The 15,879-nt window shown below is 62.1% G+C and carries 14 protein-coding genes; 10 read left to right on the plus strand and 4 right to left on the minus strand.

Annotation, left to right across the window (positions count from 1 at the left end; genetic code table 11):
* The first annotated feature begins 83 nt into the window (after nucleotides 1-83).
* The 4 genes from CD58_RS22480 to CD58_RS22495 all read left to right on the plus strand — a co-directional run bounded on the left by CD58_RS22480 (nucleotide 84) and on the right by CD58_RS22495 (nucleotide 3,814).
* Nucleotides 84-1,460 (plus strand): L-serine ammonia-lyase, encoded by a 1,377-nt coding sequence (locus tag CD58_RS22480; RefSeq protein ID WP_025215203.1) that lies wholly within the window; start codon nucleotides 84-86, stop codon nucleotides 1,458-1,460.
* A gap of 39 nt (nucleotides 1,461-1,499) precedes the next feature.
* On the plus strand, nucleotides 1,500-2,624 hold the full coding sequence (gene gcvT, locus CD58_RS22485) for a glycine cleavage system aminomethyltransferase GcvT (protein WP_025215204.1): 1,125 nt from the start codon (nucleotides 1,500-1,502) through the stop codon (nucleotides 2,622-2,624).
* 394 nt (nucleotides 2,625-3,018) lie between these two features.
* Complete coding sequence (locus tag CD58_RS22490; protein ID WP_007934683.1) at nucleotides 3,019-3,231, plus strand: cold-shock protein; 213 nt, start codon at nucleotides 3,019-3,021, stop codon at nucleotides 3,229-3,231.
* 94 nt (nucleotides 3,232-3,325) lie between these two features.
* Entirely contained in the window at nucleotides 3,326-3,814 is a 489-nt protein-coding gene (locus CD58_RS22495; protein ID WP_025215205.1) for an RDD family protein, read from the plus strand.
* A 188-nt stretch (nucleotides 3,815-4,002) separates the two neighbouring features.
* On the opposite strand, the gene nadA is transcribed toward CD58_RS22495, so the two are convergent.
* Nucleotides 4,003-5,061 carry a quinolinate synthase NadA gene (nadA, locus tag CD58_RS22500; protein ID WP_025215206.1) on the minus strand — a complete coding sequence of 353 codons (1,059 nt, stop codon included), beginning with the start codon at nucleotides 5,059-5,061 and terminating at the stop codon, nucleotides 4,003-4,005.
* A 476-nt stretch (nucleotides 5,062-5,537) separates the two neighbouring features.
* Here nadA and CD58_RS22505 point away from each other — a divergent pair, with 476 nt between their 5' ends.
* From CD58_RS22505 to CD58_RS22530, 6 genes are all read left to right on the plus strand, one after another.
* Nucleotides 5,538-7,313, plus strand: a complete 1,776-nt coding sequence (locus tag CD58_RS22505) for a copper resistance system multicopper oxidase (RefSeq protein ID WP_025215207.1) — start codon at nucleotides 5,538-5,540, stop codon at nucleotides 7,311-7,313.
* Nucleotides 7,314-7,324: 11 nt separating this feature from the next.
* On the plus strand, nucleotides 7,325-8,227 hold the full coding sequence (locus CD58_RS22510) for a copper resistance protein B (RefSeq protein ID WP_025215208.1): 903 nt from the start codon (nucleotides 7,325-7,327) through the stop codon (nucleotides 8,225-8,227).
* A 52-nt stretch (nucleotides 8,228-8,279) separates the two neighbouring features.
* Complete coding sequence (copC, locus tag CD58_RS22515; protein WP_025215209.1) at nucleotides 8,280-8,666, plus strand: copper homeostasis periplasmic binding protein CopC; 387 nt, start codon at nucleotides 8,280-8,282, stop codon at nucleotides 8,664-8,666.
* A gap of 4 nt (nucleotides 8,667-8,670) precedes the next feature.
* Entirely contained in the window at nucleotides 8,671-9,582 is a 912-nt protein-coding gene (copD, locus tag CD58_RS22520; RefSeq protein WP_025215210.1) for a copper homeostasis membrane protein CopD, read from the plus strand.
* A gap of 253 nt (nucleotides 9,583-9,835) precedes the next feature.
* Complete coding sequence (locus tag CD58_RS22525) at nucleotides 9,836-11,023, plus strand: cyanate transporter (RefSeq protein ID WP_025215211.1); 1,188 nt, start codon at nucleotides 9,836-9,838, stop codon at nucleotides 11,021-11,023.
* Between the two features lie 69 nt (nucleotides 11,024-11,092).
* On the plus strand, nucleotides 11,093-12,004 hold the full coding sequence (locus tag CD58_RS22530) for a DMT family transporter (RefSeq protein WP_025215212.1): 912 nt from the start codon (nucleotides 11,093-11,095) through the stop codon (nucleotides 12,002-12,004).
* A 6-nt stretch (nucleotides 12,005-12,010) separates the two neighbouring features.
* On the opposite strand, the gene CD58_RS22535 is transcribed toward CD58_RS22530, so the two are convergent.
* Genes CD58_RS22535 through CD58_RS22545 form a run of 3 tightly spaced genes read right to left on the minus strand, consistent with a single transcriptional unit; the run spans nucleotide 12,011 to nucleotide 15,871 of the window.
* On the minus strand, nucleotides 12,011-13,426 hold the full coding sequence (locus CD58_RS22535) for an amidase (protein WP_025215213.1): 1,416 nt from the start codon (nucleotides 13,424-13,426) through the stop codon (nucleotides 12,011-12,013).
* A gap of 2 nt (nucleotides 13,427-13,428) precedes the next feature.
* The gene (locus CD58_RS22540; protein ID WP_025215214.1) at nucleotides 13,429-14,769 is read right to left on the minus strand and encodes an aspartate aminotransferase family protein; all 1,341 of its coding nucleotides are present in this window, start codon (nucleotides 14,767-14,769) and stop codon (nucleotides 13,429-13,431) included.
* Nucleotides 14,747-15,871, minus strand: a complete 1,125-nt coding sequence (locus CD58_RS22545) for an aminotransferase class III-fold pyridoxal phosphate-dependent enzyme (protein ID WP_025215215.1) — start codon at nucleotides 15,869-15,871, stop codon at nucleotides 14,747-14,749. Before CD58_RS22545 ends, CD58_RS22540 begins: the two co-directional genes overlap by 23 nt.
* Nucleotides 15,872-15,879: the final 8 nt, after the last annotated feature.

Consider the following 15,879-nt stretch of genomic DNA (forward strand, 5'->3'; position numbering starts at 1 on the left):
TCGCGAGCAAGCCCGCTCCCACAGGAGATCTACACCAATCTCTTCAACCGTCGATCCTCATAAAAAGAAACCGGAGAAACACCATGTCGTTAAGCGTGTTCGACCTGTTCAAGATCGGCATCGGCCCTTCCAGTTCCCATACGGTCGGCCCGATGCGTGCCGCTGCCCGTTTCGCCGAAGGGCTGCGTCGTGATGACCTGCTTGAAACCACCACCAGCGTCAAGGTCGAGCTCTACGGCTCGCTTGGCGCCACCGGCAAGGGCCATGGCAGTGACAAGGCCGTGCTGTTGGGCCTGGAAGGTGAACACCCCGATACCGTTGACACCGAAACGGTCGATACCCGCCTGCAGCAGATCCGCAGCAACGGTCGCCTGAACCTGCTCGGCCAACACTCCATCGAATTCAACGAAAAACTGCACCTGGCAATGATCCGCAAACCGCTGGCCTTTCACCCCAACGGCATGATCTTCCGCGCCTTCGATGCCGCGGGCCTGCAAGTGCGCAGCCGCGAGTACTACTCGGTGGGTGGTGGTTTTGTGGTTGACGAAGACGCCGCCGGCGCTGACCGTATCGTCGAAGATGCCACGCCCCTGACCTTCCCGTTCAAAAGCGCCAAGGACTTGCTGGGCCATTGCACCACCTACGGCTTGTCCATCAGCCAGGTGATGCTGACCAACGAAAGCGCCTGGCGCCCCGAAGCCGAAACCCGCGCCGGCCTGCTGAAGATCTGGCAGGTGATGCAAGATTGCGTGGCGGCCGGGTGCCGTAACGAAGGGATTCTGCCGGGTGGACTGAAGGTCAAGCGCCGGGCCGCGGCGTTGCACCGCCAATTGTGCAAGAACCCCGAAGCCGCCCTGCGCGATCCGCTGTCGGTGCTGGACTGGGTCAACCTGTACGCCTTGGCCGTCAACGAAGAGAACGCCTACGGCGGACGCGTCGTCACCGCTCCAACGAACGGGGCGGCGGGGATCGTCCCGGCCGTGCTGCATTACTACATGCGCTTCATCCCCGGGGCCAACGAGGATGGTGTGGTGCGGTTCCTGCTGACCGCCGCCGCCATCGGCATCCTGTACAAGGAAAACGCCTCCATCTCCGGCGCCGAAGTCGGCTGCCAGGGTGAAGTCGGCGTAGCCTGTTCCATGGCCGCCGGCGCCCTGTGCGAAGTGCTCGGCGGTACGGTGCAACAGGTGGAAAACGCCGCCGAGATCGGCATGGAACACAACCTCGGCCTGACCTGCGACCCCATCGGCGGCCTGGTCCAAGTGCCATGCATCGAACGCAATGCCATGGGTTCGGTGAAAGCTATCAACGCGGTGCGCATGGCCATGCGCGGCGACGGGCATCATTTCGTCTCCCTCGACAAAGTCATCCGCACCATGCGCCAGACCGGCGCCGACATGAAAAGCAAATACAAGGAGACCGCCCGCGGCGGTCTGGCGGTCAACATCATCGAATGCTGACGCGCTTGCCTCACTTCTACATTTTTTCCAGGAGCTGATATGTCCACCGAACAACTGCTGAAGACCCCGCTGCACGCGCTGCACCTCGAACTTGGCGCGCGCATGGTGCCGTTCGCCGGCTATGACATGCCGGTGCAATACCCATTGGGCGTGATGAAAGAACACCAGCACACCCGCGATCAAGCCGGGCTGTTCGACGTTTCCCACATGGGCCAGATCCGCCTGAGCGGCGCAGGCGCCGCCCAGGCCCTGGAAACCCTGGTGCCGGTGGACATCATCGACCTGCCGGTGGGCATGCAGCGCTACGCCATGTTCACCAACGACAACGGCGGCATCCTCGACGACCTGATGGTCGCCAACCTGGGCAACGACGAGCTGTTCCTGGTGGTCAACGCAGCGTGCAAGGACCAGGACCTGGCCCACCTGCGAGCGCACATTGGCGACCAGTGCAGTATCGAGCCGCTGTTCGAGGCCCGCGCCCTGCTCGCCCTGCAAGGCCCCGCCGCCGTCACCGTGCTCGCGCGCCTGGCGCCCGCGGTGGCAACGATGACCTTCATGCAGTTCCAGCGCGTCACGCTGCTGGGCGTGGACTGTTTTGTCAGCCGCTCCGGCTACACCGGCGAAGACGGTTTCGAAATCTCGGTACCCGCCGCCGACGCGGAAAAACTGGCCCGCGCGCTGCTGGCCGAACCGGAAGTCGCCGCCATCGGCCTCGGCGCCCGTGACTCCCTGCGCCTGGAAGCCGGCCTGTGCCTCTACGGCCATGACATGAACACCGAGACGACGCCAATCGAAGCCAGCCTGCTGTGGGCCATTTCCAAAGCACGCCGTGCCGACGGCGCCCGCGCGGGTGGTTTCCCTGGGGCTGAAACCGTGTTCGCCCAGCAACAGGGCGGCGTGAAGCGTAAACGCGTGGGTTTGCTGCCCCAGGAACGCACACCGGTGCGCGAAGGCGCGGAGATCGTCAACGAAGCGGGCGACATTATTGGGGCGGTGTGCAGCGGCGGTTTCGGCCCGACCCTGGGCGGGCCGTTGGCGATGGGTTATCTGGACAGTGCCTATGTCGCACTGGATACGCCAGTCTGGGCCATTGTTCGTGGGAAAAAGGTGCCTTTACTTGTAAGCAAATTGCCATTCGTCCCGCAACGCTACTACCGCGGCTGATTGACTGTTTCTATAAGTAACGCAGTTGCGTTATACGTGCACTAATGTGTAACGCAACCGCCATAAAAGGGTGCATCTTTCTGCCATTGAACTGCCTTTATAACGATCGCCAAGAATTGAACTAGCCTATCGAATAAGCCCAGGCCAGCGCAGCGTGTAATTGCCGGCAAGCTGAGTAAATACGGGCTCTTCAGGGGGGTTGTTTTTTCGCTCATAGTTGGCGTAGAGTTTGGTCACTGTGTTTGCATGGGTCGCTTGGAATCGTGACCTGGGCAGTAGCTTATGAAGTTCGCTACATCCCGTTCGACGTCTCTTACTTTCCTGCAACCCAGCCCCAGTACTCTTTCATGCGAAAGAGGCTGTCATCAATTTTAGCGTCAAAGGAAATAAGAAAATGTCTCAACGTCAGAGCGGTACCGTCAAGTGGTTCAATGACGAAAAGGGTTTTGGTTTTATCACGCCAGAAAGCGGTCCGGATCTGTTCGTGCATTTCCGCGCCATCCAGGGCAACGGCTTCAAGAGCCTGAAAGAAGGCCAGAAAGTCACTTTCGTTGCTGTGCAGGGCCAGAAAGGCATGCAGGCTGACGAGGTTCAAGCCGAAGGCTAAGGCTTTCGCGAACTAAAAAGCCCCTGATTGATATCAGGGGCTTTTTTATGGGCGTAAATCCGTAAAATGGCTTCTTTTTTCGTCCGAGGCCGTCATGCCGAAACACCTGCTCACCCCCCAGGGCGACTTTCCCCCCGTCGGCCTGGGCCGTCGCCTGGCCGCGATGTTCTATGACTTTTTGCTGTGCACGGCACTGCTGATCGTCACCAGTGGCGCCTACAAGATGATCCAGATGGCGATCATCGGCGAAGAAAAAATGCGCGCACTCACCGAAGCCGGCGCGCTGGACGGCGACCCGTTGCTGTCCACCGTGCTGCTGTTCGTACTGTTCGGCTTCTTCGCCAAGTTCTGGACCCACAACGGCCAGACCCTCGGCATGCAGGTGTGGTGCATCCGCGTACAAAACGCCGATGGCACGGCCATCAGCCTGTGGCAGGCGCTGTTGCGGTTCGTGGTGTCGATTGCGTCATTGCTGCTGGTGGGACTGGGCTTTATCTGGGCGCTGTTCGACAAGCGCAAGCGCAGCTGGCATGACATCTACTCGGATACGCAGTTGGTGCGGATTCCCAAGAAGACCAAGTAAAGCCACCTGATCAGAAAAGTTGAAATATATTTGTGGCGAGGGGATTTATCCCCGCTGGGTCGCGAAGCGGCCCTAAAACCTGACACCGTGCAATGTCAGGAAAAACAGAGGGGGCTGCTTCGCAGCCCAACGGGGATAAATCCCCTCGCCACAAAAAAGCCTCGCAAGTCTCAAAATCTTCTTCAGTCTCAAGCATTCCCCGCCAACTTCATCCGCGCCGCCTGGGTGAAGTCCAGCATGCGCTTGAGCGGACGAATTGCCTGGGGGATCAGCGCCGGGTCGACGAAGATCTCGTTGGTGCCTTCCTGCAGGCTCTTGAGCGTACGCTCCAGGGTGTTCATCGCCATCCATGGGCAGTGTGCGCAACTGCGGCACGCCGCGCCGTTACCGGCGGTAGGGGCTTCGATGAAGACTTTGTCCGGGCACAGCTGCTGCATCTTGTAGAAAATGCCGCGGTCGGTGGCGACGATCAACGTCTTGTTCGGCAGGCTTTGGGCCGCGGCGATCAACTGGCTGGTAGAGCCCACGGCGTCCGCCAGTTCGATGACCGAGGTCGGCGACTCCGGATGCACCAGGATCGCGGCATCCGGGTACAGCGCCTTCATGTCCTCCAACTGCTTGGACTTGAACTCTTCATGGACAATACAGGCACCGTCCCAAAGCAGCATGTCGGCGCCGGTCTTACGCTGGATATAAGTCCCCAGGTGCTTGTCCGGGCCCCAGATGATGGTCTCGCCGTTGTCCATCAGGCTCTCGACGATCTCCAGCGCACAGCTGGACGTCACCACCCAGTCGGCCCGGGCCTTGACCGCCGCCGAGGTGTTGGCATACACCACCACGGTGCGTTCCGGATGCTGGTCGCAGAACGCCGAGAACTCATCCACCGGGCACCCCAGGTCCAAGGAACAGGTGGCTTCCAGGGTCGGCATCAGCACGCGTTTTTCGGGGTTGAGGATCTTGGCGGTCTCGCCCATGAACTTGACCCCGGCCACCACCACGGTCTTGGCCGGATGGGCATTGCCGAAGCGGGCCATTTCCAGGGAGTCGGATACACAGCCGCCGGTCTCTTCGGCCAGGGCCTGGATGACCGGGTCGCAATAGAAGTGCGCGACCAGCACCGCGTCCTGAGCCTTGAGCTCGGCGGCGATGGCGGCGCGGTACCAGGCTTCCTGCTCGGCGGTCAGCGGCTTGGGCTGCTTGGCGTCGAGGTGGGCCTGGACCAGAAGGCGTTCGGAAATTTGCGTCATGTTCGCAAGACCTGCAAGCGCGTTTAGCGCGAAAGTCGAGTATACACCCGGCTCCGGACCACTCGGGTACCGCCGGGAAAGTGGGGTATCAATCAGGCACGGGACTGCGTGAAGCCGGCAAGGCTACAGAATATCCCACCGTTGCAAAAGATCATTCTGACCTGTGCCCTGCCCCAGCACCGAACACGGTCCACCGTGGCGAGGGAGCTTGCTCCCGCTGGGTTGCGAAGCAGCCCCCAAAAGGCTGGGTACAACGCACCTTGCACAGCAAAATCATGGATTTTGGGGCCGCTACGCGCCCCAGCGGGAGCAAGCTCCCTCGCCACAAAAGCGTGTTCACGCCAATGGATAAGCGCCTGCCTCAAGCTGACTGAAATGTAATCACCCGCCGCGTCGGCTTATGTCATCTTCTTTTCAAACCTGCACCGGGCAATGCCCCTGTGCGCGCTGCGGATCGACTGACGGACTTCCATCGCATGCAATCAAAAACTTCCCGGCGAACCTTCGTCAAAGGCCTGAGCGCCGCCAGTATCCTGGGCGGGCTGGGGTTGTGGCGCCCGCCCGTCTGGGCGGTCACCAGCCCTGGCCAGCCCAACGTACTGACGGGCACCGAGTTCGACCTGTTCATCGGCGAAAGCCCGGTCAATTTTACCGGCCATCCGCGCACGGCCCAGACCATCAACGGTGGCATTCCCGGCCCGCTGCTGCGCTGGCGTGAAGGCGACACCGTGACCCTGCGGGTGCGCAATCGCTTGAAAGACAGCACGTCCATCCACTGGCACGGAATCTTGTTGCCGGCCAACATGGACGGCGTCCCGGGGCTGAGCTTCAAAGGCATCGAGCCCGATGGCATGTACGTCTACCAATTCAAGGTTCGACAGAACGGCACCTACTGGTATCACAGCCACTCAGGCTTCCAGGAGCAGTCCGGGGTCTACGGCCCGTTGGTGATCGACGCCAAGGAACCCGAGCCCTTCCACTACGAGCGGGACTACGTGGTGATGCTCACCGACTGGACCGACGAAGACCCCGGCGACATCCTGCGCAAGCTCAAGAAACAGTCGGATTACTACAACTACAACAAGCGCACCGTTGGCGACTTTATCGACGACGTGAGCAAGAACGGTTGGGCCGCCACCGTGGCGGATCGCAAGATGTGGGCCGAGATGAAGATGAACCCCACGGACCTGGCCGACGTCAGCGGCGCCACCTACACCTACCTGATGAACGGCCAGGCCCCCGACATGAACTGGACCGGCCTGTTCAAACCCGGTGAGCGCCTGCGCCTGCGCTTGATCAACGGTTCGTCCATGACCTACTTCGATGTGCGCATTCCCGGTTTGAAGATGACCGTCGTCGCCTCCGACGGCCAATACGTCAACCCCGTAAGCGTCGATGAGTTGCGCGTCGCCGTGGCCGAAACCTACGACGTCATCATCGAGCCCACCGCAGAAGCCTACACCGTGTTTGCCCAGTCAATGGACCGCACCGGATACGCCCGCGGCACCCTCGCGGCACGGGCCGGCCTGTCGGCACCGGTGCCACCACTGGATCCACGGCCGCTGGTGACCATGGACGACATGGGCATGGGCGGCATGGACCATGGGACGATGCAGGGTATGTCGGGTATGGATGACGACCCGGTGCCAGGCATGGACCACAGCCAGATGCAAGGCATGAGCGATATGGCCGGTATGGATCACAGCACCATGCAAGGCATGGGCGCCATGCAATCCCATCCAGACACCGAGAACGACAACCCCCTGGTGGACATGCAGGCCATGAGCGTCAAGCCCAAGCTCGACGACCCGGGCATGGGCCTGCGCAACAACGGGCGCAGGGTGCTGACCTACGCCGACCTGCGCAGTACCTTCCCCGACCCCGACGGCCGCGAACCGGGCCGTACTATCGAGCTACACCTGACCGGGCACATGGAGAAATTCGCCTGGTCGTTCAACGGCGTAAAGTTCTCCGACGCCGCGCCGCTGCTGCTCAAATACGGCGAGCGGCTGCGCATCGTGCTGATCAACGACACCATGATGACCCACCCCATTCACCTGCACGGCATGTGGAGCGACCTGGAGGACGAAAACGGCCAGTTCATGGTGCGCAAACACACCATCGACGTCCCGCCCGGCGCCCGGCGCAGTTACCGGGTCACCGCCGATGCCCTCGGGCGCTGGGCGTATCACTGTCACCTACTGTTTCATATGGAGATGGGAATGTTCCGTGAAGTTCGGGTGCAGGAATGAGGAGTCGGACCATGACCACTGTTTTTCAATACCCCATGGCCGTCATTGCCAGCCTTACCCTCGGCGCCACGGCCTCGGCCTGGGCGGCGGGCAACGACATGCAAGGCATGGATCACAGCCAGATGCCGGGCATGGACCACGGCCAGATGCAAGGCATGGACTCGATGCAGGGCATGGAACCCATGCAATCGGCGCCGACCACCAGCCGCACGCCGATCCCCGAGCTGACCGCCGCCGACCGTGCCGCCGTCTACGATGAGCATGGCGGACACGCAGTGCATGACAGCGCCCTTAACTCGTTCTGGCTGATTGACCAACTGGAGTGGCAAGACGCCGACGCCGGCAGCGCCCTGAGCTGGGACGCCTCGGGTTGGATCGGCGGCGATATCGACCGTTTGTGGTTGCGCTCCGAAGGTGAACGCCTCAACGGCAAGACCGAGGAAGCCGAACTTCAGGCCCTATGGGGTCATGCCATCAGCCCTTGGTGGGACGTCGTGGCCGGCGTGCGCCAGGACTTCAAGCCAGGCGATTCGCAAACCTGGGCCGCTTTCGGGTTGCAAGGCATGGCGCTGTACAACTTCGAAGCCGAGGCCACGGCGTTCATCGGTGAAGGCGGCCAAAGCGCGGTGCGCCTGGAAGGCGACTACGACATCCTGCTGACTAACCGGTTGATCCTGCAGCCCACCGCCGAAGCCAATTTCCATGGCAAGAACGATCCCGCCCGCGGCGTCGGCTCAGGGCTTTCGGACACGGAAGTCGGCCTGCGGCTGCGCTATGAAATCCGCCGCGAATTCGCCCCATACATCGGCGTCACCTGGAACCGGGCCTATGGCAACACCGCCGACTACGCCCGTGACGAAGGTGATGATCGCAGCGAAGCACGCCTGGTATTGGGCCTGCGCATGTGGTTCTGACCCGTTGAGCTGTTTCACTAAAACTAAAAACCAGAGCTGTAGGAGTCCTTGCATGTCATTCATCAAAACCGCTGTTGCTGTTGTCGCCCTGTCCACTGGCCTGTTGATCAGCGGCTTGGCCCAGGCCCATCCGAAGCTGCTGTCCTCTACCCCCGCCGAAGGTGCGGAGGGGACGGCGCCGGCAAAAATCGAGCTGCATTTTTCCGAAAACCTGATGACCAAATTCTCCGGTGCCAAGCTGCTGATGACCGAGATGCCCGGCATGGCGGCCCACTCGCCGATGCCCATGCCGGCCAAGGTGTCGGGCAGCGATGATCCCAAGACCATGCTCATCATCCCCAACGCTCCACTCACCGCCGGTACTTACCAGGTCCAGTGGCGCGCGGTGTCATCCGACACTCACCCGATCACCGGCAACGTCACGTTCAAGGTGAAGTGAGTTGATGAGCGACTCGATCAACATTGCCCTGCGTTTTGCCCTGTACCTGGATCTGATGTTGCTGTTCGGCCTGGCCGCTTTTGGTCTCTATAGCCTGCGTGGCCAGGAACGACAGTCTGGCGTAGCGTTGAACTTCAAGGGGTTGCTGCTGGCCACGGCGGCGCTCGGCGTGTTGCTGTCCGCAGCCGCCATGCTGTGCATGGCCCAGGCCATGAGCGGCGTTTCGGACTGGGCCGAGCTGTGGCCGCACATTGAAATGATGATGTTCGAGACCGATGTGGGCTTGAGCTGGAACCTGCGAATCGCGGCGCTGGTGCTGGCCGGCTTCGCCGTGACGCTCAATACACGTTGGCCGACCGCAAGCTTGTGGCTGGTCACGCTGGGCGGCGCCGTGGCGCTGGCGACGCTGGCCTGGGCCGGGCACGGCGCCATGGACGAAGGTGAGCGCCGCAATTGGCACTTCATCACCGACTTTTTGCATTTATGGACAGCGGGCGGCTGGGTCGGCGCCTTGGCCGCGTTTGCCCTGCTGCTGCGCCAGGCCGAACCTCGATTGTCGGTACTGGCGCGGACACTGACCGGGTTTGAAACGGCCGGGGCGGTGATCGTGGTGGTCATCAGCGTGACGGGGGTGGTGAACTATCTGTTTATCGTCGGCCCGAGTGTCGAAGGGCTGTTGGACAGCACCTATGGCCAATTGCTGACGCTCAAACTGCTTTTCTTCGCGGCCATGTTGGTGTTTGCCGCGCTGAATCGCTTTCATCTGAGCCCGCTGTTGGAGCAGGCCCGACAGACCGGCGAGCATGGCGTTGCGGTGAATGCTCTGCGGCGCAGCATGGTGCTGGAGTTCTGTGTGGCGGTGGTCATCCTGGGGTTGGTGGCGTGGCTGGGGACGCTGAGCCCGGTGATGGAATAAGCGGCTGTGAACTAACACTGTGGCGAGGGAGCTTGCTCCCGCTGGGGCGCGTAGCGGCCCCCTGCAGTGTGTCAGGCAAAACCAGGGGGCTGCTGCGCAGCCCAGCGGGAGCAAGCTCCCTCGCCACCGAAAGCCCTCCGAACCTTCTGATTGGGTGGCGAATTTAATTATTCAATAACCCCCGCCAGTTTTCAGTTTGCCCATGACAGGCCGCCCCAGCCTAAATGACGCTTTGTTAAACCAAGGCGCTGTCATGGAAAACGTTCGAACCTCAAGCACCCACGCCGTCTGGCTGATGGTCAGCATCGTGTTGGTGGCGCTGAACCTGCGGCCCTCGATGGCTGCCGTCGGGCCCTTGTTGTCTGCCATTCGCGGTGAGGTGCCGTTGAGCTTCAGCACCGCCTCGCTGCTGACCATGCTGCCCGTCATGGCGATGGGCCTGGCGATGTTCCTGGGCATGCGTATCGCCCTGCGCATCGGCGAACACCGCACCATTGTCCTCTCGCTGCTGATCATCGGCATCGCCACGGCGTCGCGCCTGTACCTGGACAGCGCCGTCGAGCTAATCATCAGCGCGGTGTTGGCCGGGCTCGGCATCGCCCTCATCCAGGCAGTGATGCCGGCGCTGATCAAGTCGCGCTACGCCGACAACGTCTCGCTGTTCATGGGCTTGTATGTCACCTCGATCATGGGCGGGGCGGCGATTGCGGCGTCGTTCTCACCTTTCGTGCTATCGCAGACCGGCAGCTGGCGCATCGGCCTGGCGATCTGGGCACTGTTGGCGCTGGTCGCCCTGGGTTGCTGGTACGCCCAGCGCTCGGCCGTCACGCCATTGCCCGAAGCCCCCGCCCAAGCGAAAGAGTCGTTCTTTAGCAACTCACGGGCTTGGTTGCTGGCAATTTTCTTCGGCTTGGGCACCGCCTCCTACACCTGCGTGCTGGCCTGGCTGGCGCCGTACTACGTGGAAAAAGGCTGGAGCGAACAACACGCGGGCCTGTTGCTGGGGTTCCTCACGGCCATGGAAGTGTTGTCCGGCCTCGTCACCCCGGCGATCGCCAACCGCAGCCAGGATAAACGCCTGGTCCTCGCCGTGCTGCTGGCCCTGATCATCGCCGGTTTCTGCGGCCTGATCCTCAGCCCGGAACGCTTCAGCCTGTTGTGGCCTTGTCTGTTGGGACTGGGCATCGGCGGCCTGTTCCCGATGAGCCTGATCGTATCTCTCGATCACCTGGACAATCCACGCCGGGCCGGTGGCCTGACGGCGTTCGTGCAAGGCATTGGCTACCTGATCGCCGGGCTCTCGCCGTTGATTGCCGGGATGATTCGCGATCAGTTGGGCAGCTTCGAATGGGCCTGGTGGTCGCTCGCAGCAGTCATGGCTTTGATGCTCTTGATGGTCCTGCGCTTCAATCCCAAGCACTACGCGCGGCATATCAGCTAGTCGCCGGGGACCGGCCACGGCTGCATCAAATGCAGCCGCACATTTTTGAAACACAGGAATCAGACCTTGATGAAACACGTCGGCTTTGCAGCCGCTCACTGGGGCATGCTCATTTGGGCGATGCTGATCGCCTCATCATTCCTTGCCGCGGCGCAGGTTAGCCAGACCATCGATCCGATCTTGCTCACCGGCCTGCGACTGCTGTTTTCCGCCCTGATGTTTCTGCCGCTGCTGCTCCTGAACAACACCTCGCCCATCTCCATCAGGGGCCTGCTGGCCCATGCCGTGCTCGGCCTGCTGTTGGCGACTTACTTCGGTTCATTGTTCGAGGCGCTGCGCTACACCTCGGCAGTCAACACCGCGACGCTGTACACGCTGGTGCCCTTGATGACCTTGTTTTTCGAAGCGTTCCTGCTGCCCAGCCCAAGCCTGAAGACCCGCTTGCTGCCCATGTTGGTCGCGGCAATCGGTGCGCTGTTGCTGACGCTCAAAGGCTCTGTTCCGGGACAATTGCCCACGCTCTATCCGGTATTGGTCTTCGGCGCCGGTTGCCTGGCGATGGCGTTCTATTCGCCCCTCAGCCAACGCTTCAAAACCTCGGCATTGCAGGGACGGGATCCAGTGGCGATGACGTTCTGGAACATGTTGTTCGGCGCACTGTTCCTGCTGGTGTTCTGCCTGTTCAGCGGCGGGTGGCGCAGTGGCCTGCAATTGTCGATGCTGGACCTCGGCTGGCTGGTGTACCTGGCCTTGTTCGGCACCCTCGCCACGTTCTGGCTGCTGCACCGGGCCATTGGGGTGATCGCGCCGTCCACAGTGATTTCCTACGTTTACCTCAACACTTTGTTCGTCACGGTGCTCCATTGGTTCTGGCTCCGGCAGCACCCCATGGCGAGCGAAATCATCGGCGCCACCCTGGTGGGTGTCGGCATGCTGGCGCTGGTGGTAAGCAGCCGTAGCGGCAAGACCGCTACGGCTTGAGATCCTTTAGCACGTCGACGCCTCGCCAGGCGCAACCGCGCTCCAACGTTCCAGTTCCCGCTCAAGGAAACCCGCCACCGCCAACAACCGCTCCTCTTGCCAGTGAGGCCCGACAATCTGGATGCCGATGGGCATCCCGGTGGCGGGATCGAACCCGGCACGGATAACCACTGCGGGGGAGCCGCTGAGACTGAACGGGAACACGAAGGCATACCGATCACGATCCACCAGGGATTGCCCATGATGAAAGGCAACGTCAGGGAAGACCGGGCAGATGAACAGATCATGCTGCTGGAAGAACTTCGCCAGCTGATAGCGGAAGGTATCGATCATGATCCAGTCGCGCTTGACGTCATCCACGCTCAATTTCACGCTTTCGCTCATGTCCAGCAACTGAGCGATCGGCGCCGTGAAGTCCCGCTTGTCCATGGCGTCGAACAACTGCCGCCAACCACGCCCGGCATCCGCGCCGGTAATGAACACCCGCCACAGTACATCGCAGGCCTCGCCGAGCATCGGCGGCTCGACCGTACTGACCTGCGCCACCACCGGGCCCAAGCACCGTTCGACCTGCTGCAACACCTGGCTCACCGCCGCGCTGACGGGGGTTCGGCTCGACCCCGAGAACAGCGCGACACGCAGCTCGGCCAGCGGCTCGCTGGCGGCGAACGGGACATCGACGGTGTCCGGGTCATGGCCGTCGGCACCGCTGATCAGTTGACCGAGCAGCGCCAGGTCATCGACGTAGCGCCCCAACACACCAAAGGCCGAGGTCATATGAAACAGCCCGGAACGGTCATGGGGAAACTGGCCGGTCAACGGTACCCGGCCCTGGGTCAGTTTCAGGCCACAGATGCCATTGAAATGCGCCGGAATCCGCACACTGCCGCAGGCATCGGACGCCAGCCCGGCCGGTGAGCATCCGGCGGCAATCGCTGCCGCTTCACCGCCACTGCTGCCGCCGGCGGAGCGCCGCAGGTCGTGGGGGTTGAGGGTGCGACCGTAGATCAGGTTCTCGGTCTCGAAGGCCATGCACAGTTCGGACACATTACTGATGCCCATGATGATCGCGCCGGCCTGCCGAAGCCGGGCGACGGTCGTCGCGTCCTCCTGGCTGACATCGCCCATCAGTTCCCCCACTCCGCGGGACATCTTGAATCCGCGCACATGGAGGACGTCCTTGATGGTGATGGGAATGCCGTGCAGCGGACCGCTGATTTGGCCGACGCGCGCCATCTCGTCGGCCTCACGGGCCTGACGGCGCAACGCCTCGACCGGCGCCAGTTGGATCAAGGCGTTGATCTGCTGGTTACGCTCGGCGATGCGTTGCAGGTAGAACTCCAGCAATGTAACGCTGGTCAGCGCGCCACGGCGCAGCAGACCGGCCATTTCCCGCAGGGTCAGCGTGTCAGGATTGAACATGCTCATGAGGCCCTCTTGCTGCGCAGCCATTTGTTGGGCAACTGGTACATGTTGCGCACCACCAGGGAAAACGCCTTCACCGCCAGGGCCGGACGCCGGTCGATGGCCTCCAGGGCCTCTTCGATCATCGTCAGGACATGGCGCAACGCTTCAGGGGTGATGTTCAGCGGCGGATAGAAGCGCAACACCGGGCGCTTGGCCTTTTCATTCATCGAATGCCCGGCATGCACGCCACGCTTGCCCAGTTCCATGCTCATCAAGGCCTCATAGACCGAGCCGCGCAGGCGCAGGCCGGTCATCAAGCCGACGCCCGGCACGTCCTCGACAATGTGCGGATAACGCAGGGCCAGCCGTTGCAGACCGTGACGCAGCAACCCGCCGTTGACCCGCGACTGCTCCACCAGGTTGTGTTGCTCGATGTAGTCGATGGCTGCGAGCGCCGACGCGCAGGCCACCGGATGCCCGCCATTGGTTCGCGTGTCAGGCTCGATTTCGCTGAGGGGGTACTGGGTGGCCAGGCGCTGGCTGTACAGGGCGCAGGCAAACGAGGTGTAACCGCCGGTCAAGCCCTTGGAGAGGATCATGATGTCGGGGACCACTTCATCATATTGCACGGCGAACCATTTGCCGCAACGACCGAAACCGGTCTGGATTTCATCGGCCACCATCAGGGTGCCAGTGGCATCGCACAACGCCCGGATGTTGGCCATGTAGCCCACCGGGGGCACCTGCAAATGAGCGCCGCCCAGAATCGGTTCGACGTACACCGCACACACACCCTCGCCCACGGCCTTTTGCAGGGCGGCGAAATCGCCGTAGGGTACGCAGGTCACTTCGGGAGGATCGATACCATAGCTGCCATGGTTCTGTTGCTGGCCCAGAATGCTCATCGCCGCCAGGGTCTTGCCATGGTAGGAGCCGCTCATCACCACGATGCCACGCCGGCGAGGCTGGATCCGCAGCACATAGCGCAGGCTCTGTTCGACGGCTTCGGCGCCCGAGACCATGAATTGCACATCGCCCCACTCCCCCGGCACCAACTGGCACAGCCGCTCGGACAGCGTGTCCTGAAGCGGGTGCCGGCGGCCTTCCGGGACCCAGGCGATCCGGTTCAATTGCGCCTGCAGCCGCTCACGCACCGTCGGATTGCGATGCCCGACGATAAACACCCCGTAGCTGCACGCGCAGTCAATGAAGCGCTTGCCGGTGTGGTCGGTGACATGGATGCCATCGGCCTGTTGCTCGACGCTGGTCTTGCCCAGGCGATACAGCTTGGCCGCCGACGCGCTCCAGTGCCGCTCGCAGTCATCCAGCAGTTGTTCATGCGGCCTGAGTAAGGACATGGCTTAACGTTTCCTTGATGAGTTGGGCGGCACGTTGAATGTGTTCGGGACGCGCGGTGATCGGGCAGCGCAAAATCAATTCGCGGCCACGAGGCACGCTGGCATAGACGCCTTGCCGGTAAAGCGCCTCGCACAGCGCGGCCGGCTGCAGCCCGTCGGCCAGCGGCAGGCTGACCCAGGCGCCCACGGCCACCGCGCCGAAGCAAGCCAGGGTTTGTGCCAGGCGCTGGCCGTTTTCCTGGCAGTGCCGGGGCGAGTCGTTGGCTTGCACGTAATCCAGCGCAGCCAGGGCCGCCACGCAGGCCATTGGATTACCGGCGGTGGTGCTGCCATGTTTGGCCGGGCTGCTGCGCCCATAGACCTGCCAGGCCATGCGCTCGCTGCAGGTATAGGTGCCGATGGGAATCGCACTGCCGCCCAAAGGCCCGCCGAGCACGACAATGTCGGGGACGGGACGATAACGCTGGAAACCGAACAGCGAACCCAGGCTGCCGAGGCAGCTGTGGGTATCGACCGCGATGACCGGTGCCGACGCTTGTGCCGCACGAGCATGCAGCTGCTCGATCAAGGCCGGTTCAAGCCATTGCAGTCGGCCGTTTGCATCCGTGCGGGTGTTGCTGTGGCACACCGCAAAGCAATCGCTCCAGTCCACCGTATCCAGGTCAGCGAGATGCCGGATCGCCGCCCGCTTGAACCCCAGGAAACTTTGCACGCCAAGATCGCCTTGCGTCGCATTGAGACAACGCCCGTAGGTCAGCGAGCCGTAATCGCCTCCCTGGATAAACACAATGGTGTTGCCCTTGGGCTTGAGCCCCTTGCACAACTTCAAGGCCCCCTCAAAAGCCTCGTCGCCAGAGCTGCACACATAGGAGCTGACCAGTGGCGCCGGCAGCAACTCGGCCAAGCGTCGGCACAAGGCAATCAACGGTTCGGACATCAGCACCCGATTGGACAAGCCCATGATCTCGGCTTGGCGACTGACCGCCTCGATCACGGCCGGCACCTGAAAGCCGAACCCGCCGGTCAGGTCGATGATCGGCCGACCATCGCCGTCGGAGTAGGTCTCGTACTGTCCGCCGATAATGTAGTTGTCGTGTTTCATGAGACCTC

The organism is Pseudomonas brassicacearum, assembly GCF_000585995.1.
Classification (GTDB): domain Bacteria; phylum Pseudomonadota; class Gammaproteobacteria; order Pseudomonadales; family Pseudomonadaceae; genus Aquipseudomonas; species Aquipseudomonas brassicacearum_A.